General features: G+C 40.0%; 22 protein-coding genes and 2 pseudogenes. 5 read left to right on the top strand and 19 right to left on the bottom strand.

Translation table 11 applies throughout. The features are described from left to right. The first annotated feature begins 47 nt into the window (after positions 1 to 47). Positions 48 to 1,040, top strand: coding sequence for an MDR family oxidoreductase (locus FLM47_RS07640; RefSeq protein ID WP_178956055.1), 993 nt, complete (start codon positions 48 to 50; stop codon positions 1,038 to 1,040). A 72-nt stretch (positions 1,041 to 1,112) separates the two neighbouring features. After that, positions 1,113 to 1,529, top strand: coding sequence for a VF530 family DNA-binding protein (locus tag FLM47_RS07635; protein WP_008114664.1), 417 nt, complete (start codon positions 1,113 to 1,115; stop codon positions 1,527 to 1,529). A gap of 56 nt (positions 1,530 to 1,585) precedes the next feature. Here the strand turns inward: FLM47_RS07635 and FLM47_RS07630 are convergent, their stop codons facing one another. Both FLM47_RS07630 and FLM47_RS07625 read right to left on the bottom strand, forming a co-directional pair. After that, the gene (locus tag FLM47_RS07630) at positions 1,586 to 2,017 is read right to left on the bottom strand and encodes a DUF3859 domain-containing protein (protein ID WP_138569640.1); all 432 of its coding nucleotides are present in this window, start codon (positions 2,015 to 2,017) and stop codon (positions 1,586 to 1,588) included. 54 nt (positions 2,018 to 2,071) lie between these two features. Next, positions 2,072 to 3,889 (bottom strand): phosphotransferase, encoded by a 1,818-nt coding sequence (locus tag FLM47_RS07625; RefSeq protein WP_178956054.1) that lies wholly within the window; start codon positions 3,887 to 3,889, stop codon positions 2,072 to 2,074. Between the two features lie 230 nt (positions 3,890 to 4,119). Between FLM47_RS07625 and FLM47_RS07620 the strand changes: the two genes are divergently transcribed. After that, positions 4,120 to 5,637 (top strand): leucyl aminopeptidase, encoded by a 1,518-nt coding sequence (locus FLM47_RS07620; protein ID WP_178956053.1) that lies wholly within the window; start codon positions 4,120 to 4,122, stop codon positions 5,635 to 5,637. A 136-nt stretch (positions 5,638 to 5,773) separates the two neighbouring features. Here FLM47_RS07620 and FLM47_RS07615 read toward each other — a convergent pair whose 3' ends face one another. Further along, positions 5,774 to 6,619: a DUF417 family protein gene (locus tag FLM47_RS07615; RefSeq protein WP_178956052.1), complete on the bottom strand. Its 846-nt coding sequence runs from the start codon at positions 6,617 to 6,619 to the stop codon at positions 5,774 to 5,776. 125 nt (positions 6,620 to 6,744) lie between these two features. On the opposite strand from FLM47_RS07615, the pseudogene FLM47_RS18840 reads away from it, so the two are divergent. Next, positions 6,745 to 6,982 (top strand): annotated as a pseudogene (locus FLM47_RS18840) (hypothetical protein); the annotation flags it as partial. On the opposite strand, the gene FLM47_RS07610 reads toward FLM47_RS18840, so the two are convergent. The 16 genes and pseudogenes from FLM47_RS07610 to FLM47_RS07535 form a co-directional block, all read right to left on the bottom strand. Further along, complete coding sequence (locus FLM47_RS07610; protein ID WP_178956051.1) at positions 6,975 to 7,523, bottom strand: cytochrome b; 549 nt, start codon at positions 7,521 to 7,523, stop codon at positions 6,975 to 6,977. The pseudogene FLM47_RS18840 and the gene FLM47_RS07610 sit on opposite strands and share 8 nt — an antisense overlap. Positions 7,524 to 7,961: 438 nt before the next feature. Further along, positions 7,962 to 9,425 carry a serine hydrolase domain-containing protein gene (locus FLM47_RS07605; RefSeq protein ID WP_178956050.1) on the bottom strand — a complete coding sequence of 488 codons (1,464 nt, stop codon included), beginning with the start codon at positions 9,423 to 9,425 and terminating at the stop codon, positions 7,962 to 7,964. Between the two features lie 242 nt (positions 9,426 to 9,667). Beyond that, positions 9,668 to 10,222 (bottom strand): annotated as a pseudogene (locus FLM47_RS07600) (S41 family peptidase); the annotation flags it as partial. A gap of 24 nt (positions 10,223 to 10,246) precedes the next feature. Continuing rightward, the gene (locus FLM47_RS07595; RefSeq protein WP_178956049.1) at positions 10,247 to 10,957 is read right to left on the bottom strand and encodes a hypothetical protein; all 711 of its coding nucleotides are present in this window, start codon (positions 10,955 to 10,957) and stop codon (positions 10,247 to 10,249) included. A gap of 78 nt (positions 10,958 to 11,035) precedes the next feature. Continuing rightward, entirely contained in the window at positions 11,036 to 11,350 is a 315-nt protein-coding gene (locus tag FLM47_RS07590) for a DUF1330 domain-containing protein (RefSeq protein WP_178956048.1), read from the bottom strand. A 364-nt stretch (positions 11,351 to 11,714) separates the two neighbouring features. After that, on the bottom strand, positions 11,715 to 12,536 hold the full coding sequence (locus FLM47_RS07585; protein ID WP_178956047.1) for an acyl-CoA thioester hydrolase/BAAT C-terminal domain-containing protein: 822 nt from the start codon (positions 12,534 to 12,536) through the stop codon (positions 11,715 to 11,717). 478 nt (positions 12,537 to 13,014) lie between these two features. Then, on the bottom strand, positions 13,015 to 13,821 hold the full coding sequence (locus tag FLM47_RS07580; RefSeq protein ID WP_178956046.1) for a transposase: 807 nt from the start codon (positions 13,819 to 13,821) through the stop codon (positions 13,015 to 13,017). 99 nt (positions 13,822 to 13,920) lie between these two features. Beyond that, a complete protein-coding gene (locus FLM47_RS07575; RefSeq protein WP_218648497.1) occupies positions 13,921 to 15,114 on the bottom strand; it encodes a protein kinase family protein in 1,194 nt (397 codons plus the stop codon). Positions 15,115 to 15,183: 69 nt separating this feature from the next. Next, positions 15,184 to 15,762 (bottom strand): hypothetical protein, encoded by a 579-nt coding sequence (locus FLM47_RS07570; protein WP_218648496.1) that lies wholly within the window; start codon positions 15,760 to 15,762, stop codon positions 15,184 to 15,186. A 361-nt stretch (positions 15,763 to 16,123) separates the two neighbouring features. Continuing rightward, positions 16,124 to 16,894 (bottom strand): SDR family oxidoreductase, encoded by a 771-nt coding sequence (locus FLM47_RS07565; protein WP_178956045.1) that lies wholly within the window; start codon positions 16,892 to 16,894, stop codon positions 16,124 to 16,126. A 9-nt stretch (positions 16,895 to 16,903) separates the two neighbouring features. Then, a complete protein-coding gene (mmsB, locus tag FLM47_RS07560; protein WP_054200896.1) occupies positions 16,904 to 17,803 on the bottom strand; it encodes a 3-hydroxyisobutyrate dehydrogenase in 900 nt (299 codons plus the stop codon). Positions 17,804 to 17,807: 4 nt separating this feature from the next. After that, on the bottom strand, positions 17,808 to 18,965 hold the full coding sequence (locus tag FLM47_RS07555; protein ID WP_178956044.1) for an enoyl-CoA hydratase/isomerase family protein: 1,158 nt from the start codon (positions 18,963 to 18,965) through the stop codon (positions 17,808 to 17,810). Beyond that, positions 18,965 to 19,744, bottom strand: a complete 780-nt coding sequence (locus FLM47_RS07550; RefSeq protein ID WP_076919543.1) for an enoyl-CoA hydratase — start codon at positions 19,742 to 19,744, stop codon at positions 18,965 to 18,967. Before FLM47_RS07550 ends, FLM47_RS07555 begins: the two co-directional genes overlap by 1 nt. 10 nt (positions 19,745 to 19,754) lie before the next feature. Next, positions 19,755 to 20,912 carry an acyl-CoA dehydrogenase family protein gene (locus tag FLM47_RS07545; protein WP_010389955.1) on the bottom strand — a complete coding sequence of 386 codons (1,158 nt, stop codon included), beginning with the start codon at positions 20,910 to 20,912 and terminating at the stop codon, positions 19,755 to 19,757. 119 nt (positions 20,913 to 21,031) lie between these two features. Further along, a complete protein-coding gene (locus FLM47_RS07540; RefSeq protein WP_076919545.1) occupies positions 21,032 to 22,522 on the bottom strand; it encodes a CoA-acylating methylmalonate-semialdehyde dehydrogenase in 1,491 nt (496 codons plus the stop codon). Positions 22,523 to 22,594: 72 nt separating this feature from the next. After that, on the bottom strand, positions 22,595 to 23,776 hold the full coding sequence (locus tag FLM47_RS07535) for a thiolase family protein (protein ID WP_178956043.1): 1,182 nt from the start codon (positions 23,774 to 23,776) through the stop codon (positions 22,595 to 22,597). A gap of 329 nt (positions 23,777 to 24,105) precedes the next feature. Between FLM47_RS07535 and FLM47_RS07530 the strand changes: the two genes are divergently transcribed. Further along, on the top strand, positions 24,106 to 24,540 hold the full coding sequence (locus FLM47_RS07530; RefSeq protein WP_008114692.1) for a MerR family DNA-binding transcriptional regulator: 435 nt from the start codon (positions 24,106 to 24,108) through the stop codon (positions 24,538 to 24,540).

The raw sequence follows: 24,540 nt of genomic DNA, 5'->3' as shown, positions 1-24,540 counted from the left end.
CATTTTTTATTATCAATTTAAAGACGATCGGTCTAAAAGGAAATCTAATGAGCAATCCTATTAAAGCTATTGTTATAGACAAGCAAGACGACGACTACAGTGCCACTTTAAGCAGCATAAACAGTGACGATCTACCAAACGAAAATGTATTAATTGACGTACTGTACAGTACCCTAAATTACAAAGATGGCTTAGCCATTACTGGCAAAGGTCCTGTAGTTCGCAGCTTTCCTATGGTACCTGGCATCGATTTAGTGGGTACAGTTACCAACAGCGACAGTGAAGAATTTAAAGCTGGCGATAAGGTTATTTTAAATGGCTTTGGTGTTGGCGAAAAACATTGGGGTGGCCTAGCCCAAAAAGCGGCTCTTAGCAGCGATTGGTTAATTCCCCTACCCGCCAACTTATCAGCTAAACAAGCTATGCAAATTGGTACTGCCGGTTACACAGCAATGTTGAGCGTGATTGCCCTTGAAAAACAAGGGATCACCCCTGACTCAGGTGAAGTGTTAGTCACCGGTGCCAATGGTGGCGTAGGCAGTTTTGCTATTTATTTACTAAGCCAGCTAGGTTATCAAGTAACCGCAGCAACAGGTCGCATGGAACAAGCTGACTATTTAAAATCATTAGGTGCAACTAATGTAATTGATAGGAACGAGTTTTCAAACTCAGGTAAACCACTACAAAAAGAACGCTTTGCTGCTGCCATTGATTCGGTAGGTAGTCACACACTTGCTAATATTTGTGCCTCACTTAAATACGGTGGTGTAGTAACAGCTTGTGGGCTTGCACAAGGTATGGATTTGCCAGCGTCTGTTGCGCCATTTATTTTACGTGGTATTTCTTTAATGGGTATTGATAGCGTAATGCGCCCTAAAGCGGACCGTGTTGAAGCATGGGATCGTTTATCATCCCTAGTTAGTAGCGATTACTTAGATAAAATTTCGACCGAAATCACACTTGATCAGGTTATTGAAAATGCTGAACAGCTCATGCAGGGCCAAATTCGTGGTCGTGTTGTGGTTAATTGTCAAAGTTAAGCATTTTTGCTATTAAACTCTCGTTATTAAATTTATAATACTGGCCGTATTTTTAATAACGAGAGAACACCTATGAGCAACCAAGAACTTTTCAGTAATAACCCACTGCAAGGCGTTAAATTAGAGCAAGTGGTTGAAGAACTGGTTGAGCAATATGGGTGGGAACTCCTGCATGCCTACTTACAACTCAACTGCTTTAAAAATAATCCTGACATTAAGTCAGCAGTTAAATTTTTACGTAAAACCGAGTGGGCACAACAAAAAGTAGATAATTTCTATTTGTACCGCCTAAAAAACTTACCACGCCCAGATGACGTACAATACGAACTGCCTCCACGAGACCGTATTATCCCTGAAGGCGATAAACCAGGTGAACCATGCGAGTTAAGCTTTTCTGATGCTAAGCGTATTCAAGAGAAAAAAGCAGCCAAGCAACGTGCCCGTACTCGTAAACAACGTTCAAATTCAAGTAACCCTTGGGGTAACTAAGCTAATTTCATAAAAGAGCTAACTTTATTGTTAGCTTTTTTTGTTTATTGAGGAAATTAATAGCCTCGGTGTTTCCAAAAATCATCTTCTGTTTTGGTCTGTTCATTAGTTAGATTAAATGTTTTATCCGCAATGACTTTTCCTGCTAATGATAAGGTCATACGCCAGTTACCTATTTTATCTTCTATAGGCTCCCACACGGTGTCGCCTAAATAAAACGACCAATCGTTATCTTTAACATATACATTCCCCTCAAAAGGCTGCATCACTTCGCCATCGGCATCTATAATACCGGGGTGATAAATACAATAATGTAGTTTTTCGCCTTTCGCTTTTTTGATATTTACTATCAGGCCAAATTCTATATCAAGTTCTGCTTTTACTTGCGTAGTGAATTGCGTGATTTGTGGTAACGCTTTGTCAGCTTTGTCCCATTTGGAATATATACCGTAACTTTCTAATGTAATTTGTGGTTTAGATTTTGCCATTAACTTTCTATTTTTCTTTCTATTGTTAAGCCACCAGCCTCAGCGAGTGACTTATTAATTAAGTAGTTGTTTTGGATTTTTAGGATAATAATTGCTGGGTTGCTGCTCGCATAAACTAAACTCGCGAGTATTTTTATACGGCAACTTCATAAAACCAGCGACCCCAACATCAGTAATATTAACCGCGTACTGCATGAGTTTATTTAGCAAACGTTTAAATTCAACTTCTTTACTAGCATCGAGCAATCGATAGTAATGGTGAATCTTCATCCTATCTGGTAGTGCTTCAAAAATAATACAACCCGTATGATGTATCTGGTTTAGCTCAAATACACATTTAATCACCTTTTTAGGCAGTTGCAGTTGTTCATCGGGATCTTTACCATCTTCAAAATATGAGTGCGGACGGGTTACATCGCTGGCTTTTACATTAACCACTTCATAATCAAGCTCAGGTAACTGGTTAAATTTAAACGCACCGGTGCCATCGCGTTCTAGCTGAATCGTTTTACGGGCATCAAATAAACAACACTTAAATAAGCCCTTTTGACTAATCGCTTGTGCAAGCATCACTGTATTGTTTACCGCATCAGTAAATGCGGTTGCTAAAGCTTCATCGTGCATAATAAGTGATGACTCAACATATAAAGAATCATCTTTCCAATGAAAACTCAGCCCCCCTACTACAGGGTATTTCGCTAAGCGACTAATTGAGGCTAAAAACGCTTTTTCGGTATCCCCAGTATCAAACAAAAATTCTTTGTAATACCTATCTAACTGGGCATCGTTTACATCGAGTAATTGCTGTTTATGGTCGGCTTGGCGTAAAAATTGTTTTCGGGAACTATATACAACGGTTTCGGGCTCAGGATCTTGGCTAAACCAAAAAGGAATGCGTGCTTTAGTGTCTTGCTTTGGTAGCTCTGGTAAAAATGCTTTTGCCATGGTTTCTATGTTACGCATAAAGTAGTCACCCGCTTTGTCTCTTACCAACCGTTCTTTTGAAAGCATGCCATCAATAACGTTTGCCAGCTCCTTAGGTAACATTAAACTACTGGCCGGAATAGCCTGAGCGCCAAATCGACAAGACTGAGCCGATGCAAGTGCATACAAAGTTGATGCAACCCCTTGCTCATCAAAACGAGGGGATGACTTTTCACCAGACATTTGCGCATCACCAATAAAATACACATCACCCATTCGCGCGTTAGTCGTGCTTAAATCACCCGACATTAAATCCATAAAATTACTGGCAATAGGGTTGCCTTGTTCATCTACTTGGGCATATACCGAACTCCCCCAATCAACCAATGAAAGCTGCTTGGCTTTTTCATCCCACACCAAGTTAGAGGGTTTAATATCGCCATGCACAATAGGTTGTGGGCTTAATCCGTTTTTATGATGGCGTAAATCGAGCAACACATTTCTCAATTTTACCGCTAAGTTCATTATTTTTGCAGCAGATAGTCGCCCTTGCTTAAGTGATACTTTTTCAAGATCTTCACCTGTTGCACGAGCCATCATCAAAATGCCCTGTTTTTTAATTCGCTCAAAGCCATAAAATTTTGGTATTAGCGGATTATCAATTTGAGATAGCATATACGCTTCGTCTTCAAGGCGATCTCGTACACTTTGCGCCAGCGTTATTCTTGAAAATTTAAACACCCAAGGCAGGCCATGTTCATCATCACCCGCAAAAACAAAGCCAAACGCACCAGAGCCAATCATTTCGACATTTTTATAACCAAGTAGTGTTAGCTGTTTAATACAAATGTTAAGCCACTGGCGATGCTTTTTAGCATCACGGTGCGATAACAAATAAACAGACTGTTCTTCGTTAATATAAAAGTTGCGAATTTCTTTTGCTTTCAATGCAGATTCTCTAGGTTGGTGGTTTAAAGCTGCGTAATGCCTTTATGTTTGATAGTAACGCGACCGTTATTTTTATTAAACCTTTAAGGTCACTTCCATTAGTCAAATTTATATTACTTACTAATGATTTTGACGTATATCGCTGATATTTGCGGTTTCACCGTATCCTACTTACCCATAACAGCCTAAATAGGGTAAAACACCCCTTTAAATTATTCTTAGGTTAAAAAATGAAACGTATTATAAAAGCCTCTTCAATCGCGCTTGCACTGGGTATGTGTATTAATGCACAAGCAGCACACTTTAATTTTTCTACAAAAGTAGACAGCGACGCAAATACGCTGGTTGTATTTTATAGCCAAGATGGCAGCAACAGCCAATTTAAAACACTTGATAAACAATTCGATGGCCAATTACAACGTGTTATCGATATAGAAAACTTTACTGGCGATTACGCTAAAGTCGCGCAACTTGTCGCGCCTAGTAAAAGTAACTACAGCCGTATTTTGGTTGTAGGTACAGGTAAAGCAGACGAATTAAATAAAGCAAAAGCGGCTAAGTTAGGCGGTAATATTCATGCTCGCCTAGTTAAAGCTAAAGCGGGCACTGCCAGTGTTATTTTTGATGATGTTACGGGTACAAACGACAACGCAGCACTTGCTGCTAATTTTGCCCACGGTGCAAACCTACGCGATCACCGTTTTGAAAACTACAAAAAAGAACCAAGCACTGAAACAGTTAGCTATACGTTTGATGTTGATAACACCAAGCAAACTCGCAAGCTTTACAGCCAATTAGAGAGTATTCAAGCAGGTGTATTTTTAGCACGCGATTTAACATCAGAAGTGGCTACAGAAATGACGCCGGTTGATTTTGCCAATGCAGCAAAAGAATTAGCGTCGTTAGGGGTTACTATCAAAGTGTTAGAGCCTAAAGAGCTAAAAGAGCTAGGCATGGGCGCATTAGAAGCTGTAGGTAGAGGTAGCCAGCAAGGTGCACGTTTAGTGGTTGCTCATTATAAAGGCTCTGACGATGCCCCTATTGCCCTTGTTGGTAAAGGCATTACGTTCGACTCAGGTGGTTACAGTATTAAAACCGGTGCGTCTATTGCACGTATGAAATCAGACATGGCTGGTGCTGCTGCAGTACTTGGTACTGTAAAAGCAATGGCGTTAGCTAAAGCCGATAAAAACGTGGTAGCCGTTATGGGCATGGCAGCTAATATGGTATCGCAGTTTGCTGTAGCTCCTGGCGATGTTGTTCGCACCGCTGAAGGCTTAAGTGTAGAAATTTTAAATACCGATGCTGAAGGTCGTTTAGTTCTAAGTGATGCAATGTGGTATGCACGTGAGCACTACAAGCCAGAGATCATGATTGATGTTGCAACCTTAACGGGTTCTAAAATTCGTGCTGTTGGTAATGAATACGCAGCGGTATTCTCTGATGATGACACGCTAGTATCGCAACTTACCCTTGCAGGTAAACAAGTAAACGAAAACCTATGGCGTTTACCGTTAGGTTATAAAGATATGCTGAAATCTGACATTGCTGATATAACAAATGTAGGTTCAGGTGGCCCTGGTGCAACCACTGCCGCTACTTTCTTAGAGCATTTTGCTGGCGAAACCCGTTGGGTACATATCGATATCGCTGGTAATGCATTAGTGAAAAAAGGCAAAGATGAGCTTTCACCAGGTGGTACAGGTTTTGGTGTACGTTTACTAAGTGAGTGGCTATTAGCTAACTAATCAAAATTAATTTGCTTAATTAAAAGCGCCAAAATGGTTTACTGTTTTGGCGCTTTTTTGTGTATAAATAACGTTCTTATTTATACACATTATTTTATTTAATAATTTTGTAGCGGTAACAACAAAGCATATTGCTTTAACTATGTTTAGCTGGTTTAGAGAGCATTAAAGTGGCAATAACAATTAAATTTCCCACATACCATAAATCTTTAATTACAAATTGCCCTAACCGCGCCAACAGCGTACTTGAGCTAAATGCGTTAGGGGCAGACAGTAAAAACGTTTGGGTCATTAAAAAAACGCTCAAGCATGCTAAACCACTAACTATAATTAGTTTTTTATTATTTAATAAAATACCAGCGCCTAGTAGTAGCGCAAATAATACATCAAACCCACCAATCACGTTCGACGCACCTTGCACGCTAAATAAACTATATAACCAAGACATAAAAGGCGAGGTTTCGACTAAGCCTACAATGGCCTTAGCTTCAAAATCGTAAAATTTCATACCGCCAATCCATAGCAAAACCATAGCCATAGGAATAAAGTTTAAAAGGACATGCTGTTTGTCGCTCATCTTATTTTTATAAAATAAAAATAAGTATAAAGGCACTACAGCAAAGTATTTAATTATTCCCTGCCCACTACCAATAATAGGAAAGCCCCCTAACTGAGTCATCCAGCGATTACTTGCTAATAAGGTTAGTAAAGGCACAATGCTAACAACAAGCGCTAGCATAAATGCTGAGGTTGGCTGTATTAATTTAAAGTGTGCCAATAGGGTTACTACCACTAACATAATCATGGCTGTACCACTTAGTAGACCTAGCGTATTAGTATTTAATACGCTATCAAGCTCGTAAAAGCTAAATGTCGCTATTAGTGTGTTTGGATTTGCACCGAGCGCAAACGATACACCAAGTAGTATAAAACTAAGTGCAAGTAGCAAGGTAATTGCGTTATTTGCATATGTTAAGTTCATTGTGTGCCCTTTAAATCTTTAATGACTAACAAAGACCATATTTTTACAAAAAACAATTCAACTAACGCTAAATGATTTTATAAAATGTCTGCAGACAAGATTTTATCCATTTGACTATAAATAATGACCGCACTAAGCAAATTTTTAATGACCCCACAGGCATTCACTGCGGTAGCCATGCAGAGAGCTTTTAATTACAAACCTATAAGCGCGATACCGGCGAGATATTGCATGATCTATCGGTGCCAATTATATGTAAATGGTAAACATTGGGGTGGGTTTAGAATCGGGTTTATTAGAGTATTAAACATTAAAAAGGGAGACACTGTCTCCCTTTTTACTATTAACTTTTTTATTATTTAGGCAAACGCATTCGCGATACCGTATTATCAGCCAAAATATAATGGTGAAACAAAGCCGCAGCCGCATGTAAACCTATTACGTAATACCCCACTTCCCCTGCGGTTTCATGTATCTCTTTAATGCTTTTAGCAAGTTCAAAGTTTTGAGCGGCCAAAGCAGGCAACTCTAAACCAAAAAACGGGATGGGTTTACCTGCTAAACTCAAAATTAGCCAACCAGCTATAGGCATAGCAAACATAAACACATACAGCGCAATATGAACAAATATAGCTAATTTATTTTGCCATTTTGCAGGCTCAGGGTGTATGGCAGGTGCTGCACCACCCACTAAACGCGCAGCTAACCTCACACTAACTAAAGCTAAAACCGATAAACCCAACATAAAATGCCACATTTTAAAGGCATCACGTGTTTCAGTGCCTTTATCAAATAATTCGCGAAGTTCAATACTGCCGTACACAGTCACAATTAAAATAAACATCAACCAATGTAAAGCAACAGAGAGTGTATTGTAATGAGTATCTGTATTTTTAAAATTCATAATACCTCCTAATAAACGCATTAAAGTTAAAAGCTCACTTATGGGTATAAGTATATGTTTTCAGGCTAACCTTTAATCATCCTCTGTTTAATGATCTGAAACATACAATGAGTCAGTAAATCAGATGCATGGTTTAAAGGTTCTTGAATTTGAGTATTAATTGAGTAAGCTTAAAATAAACTTAAATAGTAGGAATAAAAAACGGCAACCTAAAGTTATCGCTTTAATAAATCAACGTGTTTAGAAGTAATATACAGCAGTAAATATAAGAACAATGAGGTCGTCTGGCTTTGAGTAACTAATACTTTTAAAGATTGGGCTTTTGATGTCTGAAGTAAAGATTTACCGCATATAGTTCGACCAGCATAGTTTTTAAAAGCGCGCGAAGTATGGTAGTTGCCTTAGCGCGATTTTATTTATTGTCTACGCTTTGTTAGGTTATTGGTTCAACCGAGCCAGCTGCTTAAGGGCATGTTGATTATTCGGCAAAAATGCGAGTACTTTTTCGTAATTAGCTATCGCTTCTGGTTTATTTCCAAGTGCAGCATAGGTTTCACCTAAACTATCATAAGCATTTGCATTGTCGGGAAACAAATGAACATTTAGCTTAAATATCTCTAATGCCTTTGCTAGTTCATTTTTAGCCACATAGCGATAGCCCAAAAGATTAATTTCTTGCACATCAAACGCTGCACTTACTTTCATCTCATCCGCTAAAGTGATGGCTTGATTAAAGCCCTGTTTTTTAATCCCTTGGAAAAGTTTGAATAAGTCTTGTGACAACCCCCAACCATTTTCAGCTTTCATCTCAGGGTAATAAAAGCCAGCAATTTCATCAATAAAGAATATTGGCAAGCTTCCTAGCTTATTAGTTAATACAATGATGGTTAAGTGATCTTTTGGATAAATCACCATTGAATTAGCATCACCACCACTGGCACTTACTGCTGGATGCTGCTCTCGTCCAATTGTTTGCCAACCTAGAGCGTAACCATTTTCTAAATTGCTAAAACCTGCAGTTTGACCACTCTTTAAACGCGTTGGTGACCACATTTCTTTAAGGTACTTCTCATCAAGGAGTTGTCGTTGTTGAAGCGCTATCGCGTAATTAGCAAGCTCAGTTGCGGTAGCACTCATACCCGCCGCAGTTCTAAAGAATGGGTCGAAAGTTATTTGTACCGTCTTTAGCTTTCCTTGATTGCCAGCAACGTAAGGACGAGCTTGATTAGGGACAATAGATTCAGTATGAGCAAAACCTGCAGCCAAAGTTATGGGCATATCTAGTTTAGCCAACTGATTTTTCTGAATATAATTAGAAAAAGGCTGACCCGATAACTTATCAATAATTTTACCTAACAAAATGTAACCTGTTTGGTTGTACTCAAAGCGGCTATTGGTTTCATAACGCATTGGTAAAGTAAGTACTTCTTGCCACGCAGGATCTGGCTGACCATTGGAAATTAAATCAACCCAATGACCATTTAATATTTTAGGTAAACCAGAAGTATGGCTTAGCAGCTGACGGATAGTTAGCGGTTGCCATGCTTTAGGCAAATCATCTAAATGCTTTGAAATCGGATCGTTAACCGATAACTTGTTTTCAGCGGCAAGTTGCATAATTGCAACGCCAGTAAAAGCTTTAGTCATCGAAAAAATAGGAAAAGGGGTATGGTTTTGTACCGTGATCTGGTCTTGTAAGTTCGACAGGCCGTAACTGGCTTTTTTTATCAGCCTATTGTCTTTCACGATTGCCAGTTGTAATCCTGGAATATTAGCTGTGCGCATTTTCTCTAGTAAAAAGTCATCTATTTCATCGGCCTTTACCTGTGGTAGTAGGCTGGTAAGTAATAATGTGCTTAATGATAAAATGTGTAAGCTGCAACGAATGTTTTTCCTAAACATTGGAACGCGTTTTCCTTAATTGTAATAGTTTAGATAGAATACCTTTTATAAATAAAAATATTCAAAGGTAAATATATGGCTCGAAGTTAGTTATACATTTATACTCGAGTATCAGCGCTTATAGTTTAGCAAAATACGCATTAAAGACAATTGCTTAGATTTTTATACTAAGCAATGTTTTAAAGCGACAGCCACTTTAGTGAACGAACAAAATGCTAATATCAGTTCTCGGTGTTTAAGCGTCACAACGAAGAAACTTTAACGCCAGTCATTTGCAGCTCACCATTTGGCCTTGTCAAAATAAAGCACGGGCTGACCATCTGCAAATTACTATGTATTAAGTTTAAAAACTGGATCCCCCCAGTTTGAGTGCTTCTTCCTGTTGTGTCTTCGCCAACCAATGGCGCAATTGAAAAATCTTGTAGGGTGTTAGCAAACACAATTGCTGACGAATAAGTGTAAGCCCCTATTTTTACAGCAACATCCCCGGTAAAAAAGTTAGCAAGATCAGGTTCTGGCTGTATAAAACGAGTGTTTTCACCAGACTCAATTTCACCTACTATTTGGCCTGGATCACGATACTTTAACAACACCTTAGAGCGATAATGGGAAAAGTGACGATATGGTACATCCGTTATATAACGCATAATTCCTGCCATCCAAAAGTCATCATCGCCACCGCCATTATTACTGATATCAATTATTAGGTGCTTTATGTTTTTTTCTGTTAGCTGAGTAAAAGTGGCGTCCATAAAGGCAAGGTATTGCTTAAAATCAGGCCATGAAAATGAATTAACTGTAAGGGTTGCCGTCTCACCTGTTTACTCAACATTAAAAGTATCTACAAATGAGCGTTCAACCATGCTTTGTGGCAAAGTTTTGCTCGCAGCTAGCGTGAGCTCTTCATCTGCTAAGGTAATGCTAAATTGCTCTGAGTAACCAAACGTTAAATATAATAAACGATGAAATTGACGTGCTAATACTTCTTGTCTAAATTCATCAGTATCACCATGTGTGCGGCGTAATAACTGAGCTACGACTTGCTCATATGGCACGCCATTAATCGCCTTTATTTGCTGCTCAGCATAGCCACTCTTGGTACCGCCCGTGTTAGATTTTATATAAAGTTTCTGGTTTACAATCGCAACTTCAAATGGAAAAAGCCCCACGCCACCATTGACCCATTTACGCCATTGCGACGTAGAAGCATGCCCTACTTTTAAATGCCCATCAGCCAATGTTGAATTTAATACCGCTAAACGGGCCCATAATTCCCGCACGCTAAGTTCATCGGTAATAGCTGCGGTTATAGTATTTAGTTGCAAGTAAAAAGCATCAATGTCGGCCACACTGTGTTTTAAATCAGGGTGCGTACTGTGCAGCCATTGTGACCACTGCGCAACATCTCGCTTTGCTTGTTGAGGTGTGATTATTTGTTCAAAAGGTAAGTTAGTAGCTTGCACGGGCTTAATACCCGCAAAGCTAACTAATACCAATAATGCTATATTTAAAACCTGCTTTAAGTAGTTCATACAAAACCTTTATTATTTGCTTTAAAACTTAGTCGCAAAAACTGTTATAAAGGTTTAAATACAGAGTAAAAATATTTTTTAGATGATATTTTGAGAGTCTTTTTCATAGCCCGCAATGATTGTTACGTGAGATACAGACACGTCAAAGAATTGAGCTTTTACTTTTAAATATTCAGGATCGGAAAAGAAGTTTTCTGAGATGGTTTTATTTGGGAAATGAATTGTAAACACTCGATTAATAGGAGTATCAACTTTTGAAAGAAGAACCTCCGAAACTACAAAATCAAAACCGAAACCGCCACCAAAAGCACTAAGAATGGGTGCCATAGCCGCTCTATAGTCTGAATACGCGCCATTGTCCGAAACTTCCAAGCCAACTAAAAATTCATACATTTTGTAACCTATTATGTTAAAGACTAAACTAATCCATCACGCCCAAATAATAGGCAAATTTAGTTGATTTAAATAAGTGACGAAGGAGAAAAGCCAACAATTTTTTGTCCTGTTGTAATGGCTTGATTCTCATTAAGCCTCCTCCCCTGCATCGCGATTATTCAACTACGATGAAAGGGTAACCAACCTTATAGGAGACAGCTCAATGAACTTTTACAGTAACATGAATCCATAATTTGCTGTAAGCTACCTACTTAACAGACGAAGCAAACGAATTGTTTTTTGATTTAGAATTAAACGTCAATTTATGAAAACGGTAAAAAAACTAGTCCATTGACTCGGTTAAGGTTCATATATGTTAGCACTATAAAGTACGCATGAAATGGTCAATTATTGACTGTTTTATTTCAGGCGCTGTCTCTTGACTAAAACCATGACCTGTTGGATATGCGTTGTGTGTGACGGAATGTTTGAAATTATGTTTTTTAAGGTATTCCTCTATCTCGTTCGACATTTGAAATGAAGGCCAAACTTGATCGTTTTTTGCTGAAATCAGCAATATTGGACCATTTATTTTTTCGAAAGAGAATAATGAGTTTGCTACATTGTCTTTATTTTCTAAAGCAACTTCAAATCGATTAAGTAAAGGAGCCTTTTCATCAAGTTCCAAGCTTAAAGCAGGAATATCTTTTCCGTTAAATGTCCACGCTGACTTTGCTGTAGTCATTCCGTACCAAGCTACTTTGCTTGGAGTTGTCGCTACAACAGATTTGATGCGTGGTTCCATCGATGCTAATAAAAGCGCTAATTCAGCTCCCCTAGAACCACCAATAAAACCAATTTTTGACGAATCTATTGAAGAAACAGTCTCAAGATAATCAATTGCACTTAAAAAATATTCTAAGGGTATTTGATCTAGTGTCTGAGCAATCCCTTTTTCTTTAAAGTAGGCGAGCCCTAATACAGCGATCCCATGTGGTGCAATCATTTTACCATTGGCATCACCTGTGCTGATTCCTCCCTCAGAACCACCGATTGCAATAACCACAGGAACTTTTTCTGAGGTATTAGGAAGATAGAGATTGGCAACAATGTTTTTGAACCTCACTTCCTTAACAAAAAAGTCTTGCGCACTTGATACGCTCGAAAATAAAGTTATCAATATAAGTATAAATTTAATACGCATGTCTTCCTCTTGTGGGACTAACGAGCCTGTAGATTAACTCGTTTTTTATTTGTTTTTATTTATAAACAAACCATAGCTGAGTTCCTATTTTGGTTCAATCAATTACTGTACTGTTACGCAGCATATAAAGAAGTGTTTGATATTTTTAATCGGCGTTTTGAAGGGGGATTACAAGTGTCTGAGTGGCTTTTATTTAGGGTAAAAAAATTATCGATCCAAGAACTTTCTTTGTCATGCTAAGTAAAGTAAGAGCCAGAAGTGAAATTACACCCGATCTCTTCTGCACTTCGTGAAGCACAACCAGAAATCATAAATATAAAAAAAATAAAATCGTAGATTTAAATGCCACTGCTCATCCTTGTGTATAGCGCTCCGCACATGCGCGCGAACTTAAGAGCGTCATTCCGGCCCGAAGGCCCTGAATGACGCGGATTGTTAAAGCAAATGGGGTCAAATCTTGACTTCAAAGCAAATGGGGTCAAATCTTGACTTCAGACATCAAACAATCTTGCAGCTTGTACAATTGTAATTTAACCTTTCTATCTTCAACCATTAATGTGTTCAACCTACCGACAGTTTTCGATATCGCCGAATAATGCTCAACATTAAAAACATCTGCTAGAGCCTGCAAATTTAATCCCGTTAAATCTTGGCACAATTTAATAGCAAACCAACGGGGTAAGTTTTTCTCTTTGCGCCCCTTTTTAACCATTACTATATCATCTACTTCAACACTAAAATGTTTAGCTACATAAGCAATTACATCATTTGCAGAGTACTTTTTACTAACAAACTTGCTTTCACTATCTGACTTGGCAATATAGTCTTTTATGTTTTCAATAAAGTCCTCACAACCCAAAACCGACAATAACTTTTTAGCACCATAAAAAGCGCTTATTTCTTTGTTGTTTTCATATTCCACAAACTGCTTATAAGCTGCATATTTACGCTTTTTGCCTTGCAACGAAAATATAAAGTCTCGAACGAGCCATTTAGGCGTTACTCCCCTTCGAATGAAAGCTGAATAGCTAGACCACTTATATTTAACAAGCTCTTCTACCAAGGGGTTACTCGTTTCAATTGGGTTACGGTGAATGTACCGACTAACATGCAATAAATAGTTATCTGCATCCACAAGCACCGCTTTGTAGCGCCCTCTAAACAACGCACCATCCGTATTATGTGTTCGATTAAAGTATTGGGTATAAAGGCCATTAATATGCTTCATGGCTCGGCCTAAATTTGTATCAGGGGTTTTGATTAGCAGGTGGTAATGATTGGTCATTATTCCCTTATCATCTAACGCCGCCCACAGCGGCGAGCGAAGCGAGTCCGGTAGCCGAAGGCTAAGAACTGCTGGGTTTTGTTATGGTTCACGGCAAAATTACACTGGTGCGATAGCTTGAAAAGCCATGCGTAACTCATCAACATCTTTAAATCTAATAGACTTATCACTACTCAGGCCTATATCAATGAAAGCACGCACATTCTCTGGTGACTTTTCTGTATTACTCTTTCCGGTTAAGACGTAATATAAAATACGAGTCAACGCGTATGTTTCATGCAAGATGCTATAACTATCAAATCCTTCTGTAACTAGGCTTGGATCATTATAGTAGCCTTTAAAATCCGTATTTTCAGAAGTTAGTTCGCTATCAACGATTTTCACCAGGCCAAAATCCGCTATTTTCACTACAGCCACATCATCATATTCTTTGAGTAGAATATTTTTAGGGCTAATATCCCTGTGCAAAATATTTTTAGAATGTATGTACGAGAAAGCTCTGAGTATTTGCAGCCCTAACTTAACGCGATCCTGAAACGATAACTTGGAATTGTTTTTTAACATATACTTATCCAATGAGTTGTCCATAAATTCCATAATGTACTCATTGTTTTTCTCATTGTATCCATAAACTTCTAGAACATATGGTGAGCTTAGCATACTCATTTGTTCGTACTCTCGCTTAAACCTTTCAATTTCCTTTGCATTTAGATCTTTCTTTGCCCGCTTTAAAGCAAAGTTTTTATTATAGAAGCTGTCAAAATACTTATAGACATTTGCATAAGACCCACTACCTAGAGCGTTTAGATCAGCGGTCTTATTTTTGTTCTCAATTTTCACTGAGCTTTGTGGAAAAAATATTGGGATAGTGTAATAAATCTCTAGCTTTTCAGTATAAGGGGGGATTTCACTCCCACCACTCTTACTTAGAAAGCTCTTACAAAAAGTAAGTCTATCTCGATGGTACTCCTCAATATAGAATGCATATTCAGAGTTCTTCAAAGATCTCTCTAAAGCTTCAATCGTCTCTATAGATCTAATGAGTTCCCTACTCGGGTCTGCCCAGAAGTGAGCCGTGTCTTCATCTGTTGGAAGCCTATTATTCATCGAGTCAAAAAGACTAGTGACGCTAGAGTGAAGAGTAGAGAATAAAATTCTTAACTTGTCATTATTTATTGATTCGTAAAGATCTTCGAATTCATTATTCAAAATATCAAAGAGCTTTCTGTAGTGACTCTCTATGGCATTATCTGCATTCATTAATATTATAAAACCTGTCTCTAATTGAACCATAGCGCTCAGCTCACCGGTGGAGTATTGTTGGCGGCTTTTTCGCGTTCTTTTGCGGAAAAGGTGCCAACGTTACGGAATACGGTAGAGCTGCTTGTTATGTGCTGCTGTTAATTTCCTTCCTATGCATATTGCTCGCTCGAAGATTGATTCCATTTCTTCAAATGTTTCCAGTGAAGCCCCTGAACTAAAAGGCCCATCAGACTTCATATCCTGGATAACGGCATCAATGAGTTGGTGGAATGTAATTATTTCACGAGCCACCTGAGCATCGACAACACCAATATGCTTGCAGTTATCTTGGTACAACCTTGAATAATGAGGTGGCACATCAACGACCAAAGAGTATTTGTCTTTAGGATTTGATTTTAGATGGTTTACCGCTGCTTTAATTGCGGCCAAATAATTTCGATGTTCTATAATTTCTATAAGAGATGATACCTCTGCTACTAAGCAATTTTGTATTTGCTTAGAAAAAGCAGATTCTCTACGTTTTTCTATAAGCCATGTAGGGAAGAAGGATGCGATAGCACCAGCCACTGCACCACCTAACGCGGCAAAAACAGGAAGCCATTCATTTGGCTTTGATGCAGTCATGTCGCCAAAAATCTTTAATGTCTCTGCAACAGCCTTTATTTCCTCTGGTGACAATTTTTTTCTCCATAAACATAACAGCTTATTGAACACCACTTTGGGGGGTTATAAAACCCCAAAACGGCGTATATTACATGGCTCAATAATTCCACTAAACAACTTCAATGTAAACAAGTTATTACGCAAGTTCTAAATTATCGTTGTTAAAATACACCAAAACGACTTTTAATAATGTTATTAGATAAAACACCATAAACTGTCTATATATACAGTATCTTTTTTTATTTGAATATCGTTTATGAAATCTCTGTTTCTAATCATGATTAAATTATAATGGTGCGATTTAAAACAAAAAAAGCACAACCCAAAAGGCTGTGCTTTTAAATCAACTAACACTCATACGTTTATAAACATTAGTTTACAAACGAATACCGCCGTCTATCTCTACTACACGGCCAGTGAAAAAGTCGTTTTCGATAATATACTGAGCAGTATGGGCTATTTCACCGGTTTCACCTAAGCGCCCTACTGGTGTTACTGCTAGCATGCGCTGTTTGGCTTCTGGCTTCATTACATCGGTCATTGCGGTGCTAATAACACCTGGAGCAATGGCGCCAACGCGGATACCAAAACGGCCAAGCTCTTTGGCCCATGTAGTGGTTAGTGCCACAACACCGGCTTTTGAGGCAGCATAGTTAGTTTGGCCAATATTACCCGCACGCGCTACGCTCGACATATTTACAATTACGCCACCTTTGCCTGATTCAATCATGTGGCTTGCAGCTTCGCGCCCTGCTAAAAATACACCTGTTAAGTTAACGTCAATTACTGATTGAAATTGATCAAGCGACATTTTTTTAACCACTTTGCCGTCTTTGGCTTTTATAAACATACCATCGCGTAAAATGCCGGCGTTATTAATTAATACCCCAATGTGACCAAAGTCACTGTTAATGGTATTAAATACGTCTTCAACTTCGCTCTCTACCGTTACATTAGCGCTGTAGCCTTTAATAGTGCCTGTTACGCCTGCTAATGCAGATAGCTGCTCGGTTGCTTCATTTAACTGGGCTTGTGCCATATCAATTAAGGCAATATTAGCGCCCATTAAGGCAAACTTTTGCGCCATTGCAAAACCTAAGCCTTGTGCGCCACCGGTAATAACTACGGTATTATTTTTTATTTCCACAATACTTTCCTACTTCGAAAACAATTTAAAAATGGCACTAAAATCATCACTGCCTGCACCTTGGTGCTGCATCATAGTGTATAAATTTTTAGCCATTGAGCCCATTGGCGTCAGTGAATTACTCTGCTGCGCCGCCTCCATAGCAAGGCCTAAGTCTTTAGCCATTAAATCGACCATAAAGCCAGGTTTATAGTCGTTACTAGCTGGTGCGGTTTCCATAACACCTGGGCAGGGGTTATAAAGTTCTAACGTCCAGTTTCGACCCGAGCTTGCGCTCATTATGTCGCTGAGTACTTTTGCGTCGAGACCGTTATTAATGCCCATTTGAATGGCTTCACTGGTACCCGCCATTAAAATACTCAACAGCATATTGTTACATATTTTAGCAACTTGCCCTGCACCAATATCACCGGCATGGAATATGTTTTTACCCATATCGACTAATACAGTATTGGCTTTATCGAATGCGGTTTGCTCACCACCCACAATAAATGTAAGCGTGCCCGCTGTTGCGCCTGCTACACCACCCGATACAGGTGCATCAACAAACGCAATACCTTGCTCGCTTAGGGCATGGCCTACATCACGAGCCGATTGTGCATCTATGGTTGAACAATCAATCACTAATGTGCTTTTACTTAGTACTTTAATTAAACCCGACTGCTCGTCTGTGCCTAAATAAAGTGATTTAACATGTTTGCTTGCCGGTAGCATGCTAATTAGCACATCAGCCTCGTGCGCACAGTCACTTGCGCTTTGCGCCGCACTAGCCCCATGATTCACAAGCTCTTTAACGGCCTCTGCACTTAAGTCAAAAACGCGTACACTGTGGCCTGCTTTAACTAAGTTTGCTGCCATTGGGCCGCCCATATTTCCTAAACCAATAAATCCTATATTAAGTTTACTCATCGCTTTACCCTTGTAAATTTAGTTGTGAAAAGTACGGCTCTAGCGGATGTTGCTCGCCAAAGCGATTTGCAAAAAAGCTCTCTACTACTTCGTTTGGCACATCTTTAAGAGTGTTAAATTGCCACTGTGGCGTACCGTCTTTATCGATTAGTAAGGCACGTACACCCTCTTGAAACTCGCCCACTTCGCCAGCACGAACCGACATGCCCAATTCCATTTTAAAACAGTCAGCTAAGTTTTTGCCTTTGCTATGTTTAAGCTGCTCACTCACTAAAGCACAACTTAATGGACAACCATGCGCCAACGATTTTTGTGCGCGTTGTAGCCATTTGTCATCTGTGGTTAGGTTTAAAATGTAATCGACCTGCTGCTGTAACGTGTTAAAGTCGCCTAACTTTTGAATTAGCGATAAGTTAGCTTTTAAATTGCCTTTTGGCATACGGCTAGAGTTGTTATCTAACTCAATAAGCAAGGTACTTAGCTTGTCGTGGTTTAAACTTGCTGTTTTACCCCATTTAGTATTGAGTAACGCTTCAACAAGCTCTGGGTATTTATCAGAATTTACAAAGTGATCGGCAAGCGATACAAGCTTAGCGTCTTCACAATTAATTGACGCCGAGGTAAGCCCTAAAAACAAGCCAACATGGGCAGGCATTTTATGTAAAAAATAACTGCCGCCTACATCAGGGTAAAGCCCAATGGTTTGCTCTGGCATAGCGATGCGTGATGTTTCTGTAACCACACGATGGCTCGCACCGGCCATTAAACCTAAACCGCCGCCCATTACAATACCGTTACCCCAGACTAAAATGGGTTTGTTGTAGCAGTGAATTAGGTAATCGAGCTGATACTCTTGAGTAAAAAACTCTTCAACCAGTGAGCTCGGTTTACCCTCACTCATTGATTTGTGTAAGCTCACTACATCGCCACCGGCACAAAATGCTTTTTCACCAGCACCTTTAAGAACCACTAATGCAATGTTATCGTCTTTGTCCCATTGCTGTAGTTGTGGCTCGAGTAAGCTGATCATCTCAAAATTTAACGCGTTTAATGACTTAGGCGCGTTAAGCGTAGCAAAACCAATGAGTCGGCCATTGTCTGTGGTTGCCGTTTCGAATACCACAGCAGCATCAGCTGAATTTAAACGGGTTAGTTCACTCATTAGCCATTCACCCAATTAGCCTTGCGTTTTTCTAAAAAGGCGTTCACGCCCTCTTGCTGATCTTCGGTATCAAATAAACCAACAAACAGCTCTCGCTCCAGTGGCAATGCATTCGCCATTGGCTGATGACGCCCTTTTTGAATCAGCGTTTTACATGCAGCAACCGACGATGGGCTTTGCTCTGACACTTGGTTTGCCAGTTTTAGTGCTGCTGCAAAGCTTTCACCTTGTGCAACCACTTCTTCCACTAAGCCAATTTGTAGCGCTTTATCGGCTTTTAAGCGCTCACCGCATAAAATCATGCGTTTTGCCCAGCCTTCACCAACGAGCCATGCTAAGTTTTGCGTTCCACCAGCACAGGGTAATAAACCCACTTTTGCTTCAGGCAATGCCATTTGTGCTTGTTCTTCTGCAATACGAATGTCGCAAGCAAGCGCTACTTCAAGGCCGCCACCCATTGCATAACCATTAATGGCTGCAACCGACACACCTCTAAAATTAGTTAGCGCTTCGAATGCTTCACCAAATACACATGACATATCTGCGGCTACACCTTTGTCGCCACTGGCAAATACATTTAGGTCGGCACCGGCGCTAAAAAACTTCTCGCCTTCACCAGTCAGTACTAATGCATAAATATTTTTATTGGTGTTGAGCTGATTAACTGTGTCTTTAAGCGCCACTAAGGTGTCTTTCGTCCAGGTATTCGCTGGCGGATTCGACATAGTTAAAATGGCAACATGACCTTCAATAGTTAATTCAATGCTAGGATTTGACATACTAATCTCCTTATAAAACTTCGCTGGCTGATTCGGCTAAGATACGACGTGCAATAATCACACGCATAATTTCGTTAGTGCCTTCTAAAATTTGATGAACACGTACATCGCGTACGTGGCGTTCAAGTGGGTACTCTTTAATGTAACCGTAGCCCCCATGAATTTGCAGCGCATCGTTACACACAGTAAAACCAACATCGGTTGCAAAGCGTTTAGCCATCGCACAATAAGTGGTTTTTTCACTGTCGTTAGTATCAAGTTTAAACGCCGCGAGTCGTACCATTTGGCGCGCTGCGACAAGCTCGGTATTCATATCGGCAATTTTAAATTGTAGCGCTTGAAATGCTGCCAATGGCTTACCAAATTGGGTACGCTCTTTTAAATACTCACGTGCGGTATTAAGTGCAGCTTGTGCAGTACCAATAGAGCAAGTTGCAATATTAATACGGCCGCCATCTAATCCTTGCATGGCAAACTTAAAGCCTTCGCCTTCTTGGCCTAATAAGTTTGCTGCTGGAATTCGTACATCTTCAAAACTAATTAAGCGTGTTGGTTGTGCATTCCAACCCATTTTTTCTTCTGCTTTGCCGTACTCAATACCTTTGGCATCTGCAGGTACAACAAACGCTGAAATGCCACTTGGGCCATCAGCCCCTGTACGTGCCATTACAACTAAAATTTCTGTTTCACCGGCGCCAGAAATAAACATTTTTGAGCCGTTAATAACATACTCATCGCCATCACGAACTGCTTTAGTTTTTAATGACGCAGCATCAGAGCCAGAGCCTGGCTCGGTTAAACAGTAAGAGGCTAACAACTCACCCATTACCAATTGTTCAACGTATTTGTCTTTTACTGCATCGGTACCAAAGCTTGCGATCATCCAGGTTGCCATATTATGAATGGTCAGCATAGCCGTAGTAGCTGTACAACCCAGTGCAAGTTGCTCAAAAATAATGCTTGAATCTAAACGAGATAAACCTAAACCACCGGCTTCTTCTGGGGTGTATAAGCCACAAAAACCAAGCTCACCAGCGGCTTTAATTGTGTCTTTTGGGAAAATATGTTCGCGATCCCACTTAGCTGCATGTGGTGCTAGTTCTGATTCTGCGAATTGACGCGCCGTTTGCGCAAAAGCTTGTTGATCTTCAGATAAGTTAAAGTCCATGGTAGACCTCTTGTAGTGTTTTGTTTGTTGTCGGTGCATCCCATCAAGGGAGTTATTAGTGAGGAGCGACAACACTGTGTGTTGTGCCCCTCTTTTTTATTGATTATGCGGTTAAAATGTTACTTAAGATTAATACTCATATTTGGACCTGAAGCGATATCATCTTCAAACCAGCGAGAGGTAATGGTTTTGGTTTCTGTGTAAAAACGAATACCTTGTTTACCATACGTGTGAGTATCACCGTAGAATGAGCCTTTCCAACCCGTGAACGAGAAAAATGGTAAAGGCACAGGAATTGGCACATTAATACCCACTTGGCCTACTTCAATTTCGTGTTGGAATTTACGTGCAGCCGCACCACTTGAGGTGAATAGTGAGGTACCGTTGCCGTAAGGGCTCTCGTTAATAAGCGCAATGGCTTCTTCAAGGGTATCAACAAACATACACGCCAATACTGGGCCAAAAATCTCTTCTTTGTACAAGTTCATATCTTTGGTTACATCAGTAAATAATGTAGGGCCTACCCAGTTACCTTGCTCGTAACCTTCAACGCTAAAGTCAGAGCCATCAATTAAACAGGTAGCGCCTTGTGCTTTACCATCGGCAATTAGTGATAAAATACGTGCTTTTGCAGCAGGTGATGTTTGTGGGCCATAAGCCGCGTCTGCATCATCCCAAACACCTGGGCGTACACCTTCAAAGCCTGCTTTAATTTCATCAACCCAGTCTTTTGCTTGACCAACAAATACCGCCACTGAAATACCCATACAGCGCTGACCTGCTGCACCTACAGAGGCACCCACAAGGTTATTAACAACATGCGATTTACTCGCATCAGGCATAATTACCATGTGGTTTTTAGCGCCAACACACGCTTGAACGCGTTTTAAGTTTTGTGTGCCTTTAGAGTAAATATAGGCACCTACACCACATGAACCCACAAATGAAATAGCACGAACGGCTTTGTCTTCTAATAAGCGGTCAACTTGTGGTTTTGTACCATGTACTACTTGTAACACGCCTTTTGGCGCACCGGCTTCAATAAATAGCTCAGCTAAGCGCATAGGAGTAAGTGGATCTTGCTCAGACGGTTTTAAAATAAAGGTGTTACCACACACAATTGCCAGTGGGAACATCCACAATGGGATCATTGCCGGAAAGTTAAATGGCGTAATACCTGCACACACACCCAGTGGTTGCATGTAAGAATACGTATCGATTTTGCGCGCTACGTTTTCCATGGTTTCACCCATCATTAACGACGGCGCATTAGCTGCTTGTTCAACTACCTCAATACCACGCCACACATCACCTTTTGCATCTTCAAACGTTTTGCCTAGCTCATGACAAATAATAGTGGCTAGTTCATCATGGTTTTCTTTTAATAGCGCCGCGTATTTCATCATAATGCGCGCACGCTCTGTAATTGGCACATCTTTCCACGTTTTAAATGTTTCGCTTGCTGATGCAATCGCCGCATCCATCTCTGCGTCTGTAGCGCATGGCACTTGCGCGAGCACTTCTTGATTAGCTGGGTTTACAACATCAATTAATTCATTTGACGTTGACTGAACGAACTCGCCGTTAATTAATAAGGGTACTTGGTGCATAATAAATCCTATTGAGTCAATTTAATTGCCGCAGCGCTGTGATTGTTATAGTTGCTGCGGCTTTGTTATCAGTTAAAGTGCTTCGACTGCCATAGCAACGGCTTCACCGCCACCTATACACAAAGAGGCAACGCCTTTTTTGAGGCCTCGGTTTTTAAGCGCATGAATAAGTGTTACTAAAATACGTGCGCCACTAGCACCAATTGGGTGGCCTAGTGCACACGCACCACCATTGACGTTTACTTTGCTTTCATCGAGCTTTAATTCGTTAATAGCCAGCATAGTGACCATGGCAAACGCTTCATTAATTTCCCACAAATCAACATCGGCGATTGTCCAGCCAGCTTTTTCAAGAACGCTGTTCATTGCGCCCACTGGGGCTACTGTAAATTCACTTGGTTTTTGAGAATGAGTGCTGTGAGCAACAATTTTACAAAGTGGTGTTAAACCCTCAGCTTTTGCTTTTGATTCGCTCATTAGTATTAGTGCAGCACCACCATCTGAAATAGACGATGAATTAGCGGCAGTAATAGTGCCGTCTTTTTTAAATGCAGCTCTTAAGCTTGGAATTTTTTCAGGGCGTGCGTTGCCAGGTTGCTCATCAATTGAAACGGTGACATCGCCTTTACGCGTTTTAATAGTGTGCGGTGTAATCTCGTTATCAAACCACCCATTGTCTATGGCTGCGTTTGCTTTACTTAATGAACCCAGTGCAAACGTATCCATTTGCTCACGACCAATACCGTATTCATCGGCTGTGTCTTGAGCAAAGCATCCCATTGCTTTATTGTCGTAGGCGTCTTCTAAGCCATCACTCATCATGTGATCTTTGATTTCGCCATGTCCCATACGCATACCGCCGCGGGCTTTAGGAATAAAGTAAGGTGCATTGGTCATGCTTTCCATGCCACCAGCGATTGCTGATTCAATAGAGCCTGCCTTAATTAAATCATTCGCTAACATCGCTGCTTTCAAACCCGAGCCGCATACTTTATTAATAGTGGTAGCGCCGGTGCTTAGTGCAAGCCCTGCTTTAAGCATTGCTTGACGTGCAGGTGCTTGGCCTAAACCGGCTGGTAATACGCAGCCCATAATAACTTCATCAATTGCATCATTGCTTAAACCCGTTTGAGCAAGTGCGCCTGCAATGGCCGTAGCACCTAATTCGGTAGACTGCGCATCACTTAGTGCGCCCATAAATCCACCCATTGGGGTGCGTTTTGCTGCTACAATTACAACGCTTTCGAAAGACATAAAAGGCTCCATTTTCAATTAACGCAAACATGTTTTATTATGTTTAGCTTAATGTTTAAACTAATCTGATAAATACGAGCATACATAAAATTTACGTTTACGCCAACGTAAATCTAAAATCAACTTTCTAATTAGTGTAAAAACTGTAAAGTTAGCTTGCTAAAAATTTATTACATACTGCCTAACTAGCTTATAGCGTTCATAAACACTCAACTTCTGCTGCATTTCCGCTTTTATTTTATACGTCTAAAGTATAACAACCAGATCACACTTTACCTTTACGTAAACTTCACTTATATTGGGGTTATTCGAATGAGGTAAACATTACAATGAAATCAGATAATCAAACAAACTTTGCAAATTCAGCCAACGAGCCGGCTAAAAACGAACAAACTTTTAGCATTAGTGAATTGGCTAAAGAATTTGATATTACCACCCGCTCTATCCGTTTTTACGAAGACCAAGGGTTAATATCGCCAGAGCGCAATGGTCAAACACGTATTTACTCCAAGCGCGACAAGGTTCGCCTAAAGCTAATACTGCGCGGCAAGCGTTTAGGTTTCACCTTAGCTGAAACTGGTCGTTTGTTTGAACTGTATGATGCTGATAAATCAAGTGCAAAACAGTTAGTCACCATGCTTGACCTTATCAGTGAGAAAAAAGCCGATCTTTCACAACAGATGGATGACATTAAAGTGGTTCTTATGGAACTGGTCACCGCTGAACGTCGCTGTCGCGACACGCTTAGCAAAATAGATGAATAA

This window comes from Pseudoalteromonas sp. Scap06, assembly GCF_013394165.1.
Classification (GTDB): Bacteria; Pseudomonadota; Gammaproteobacteria; order Enterobacterales; family Alteromonadaceae; genus Pseudoalteromonas.
Note: the sequence above shows the minus strand (reverse complement) of the source record. Positions and strands in the feature narration are given on the sequence as shown.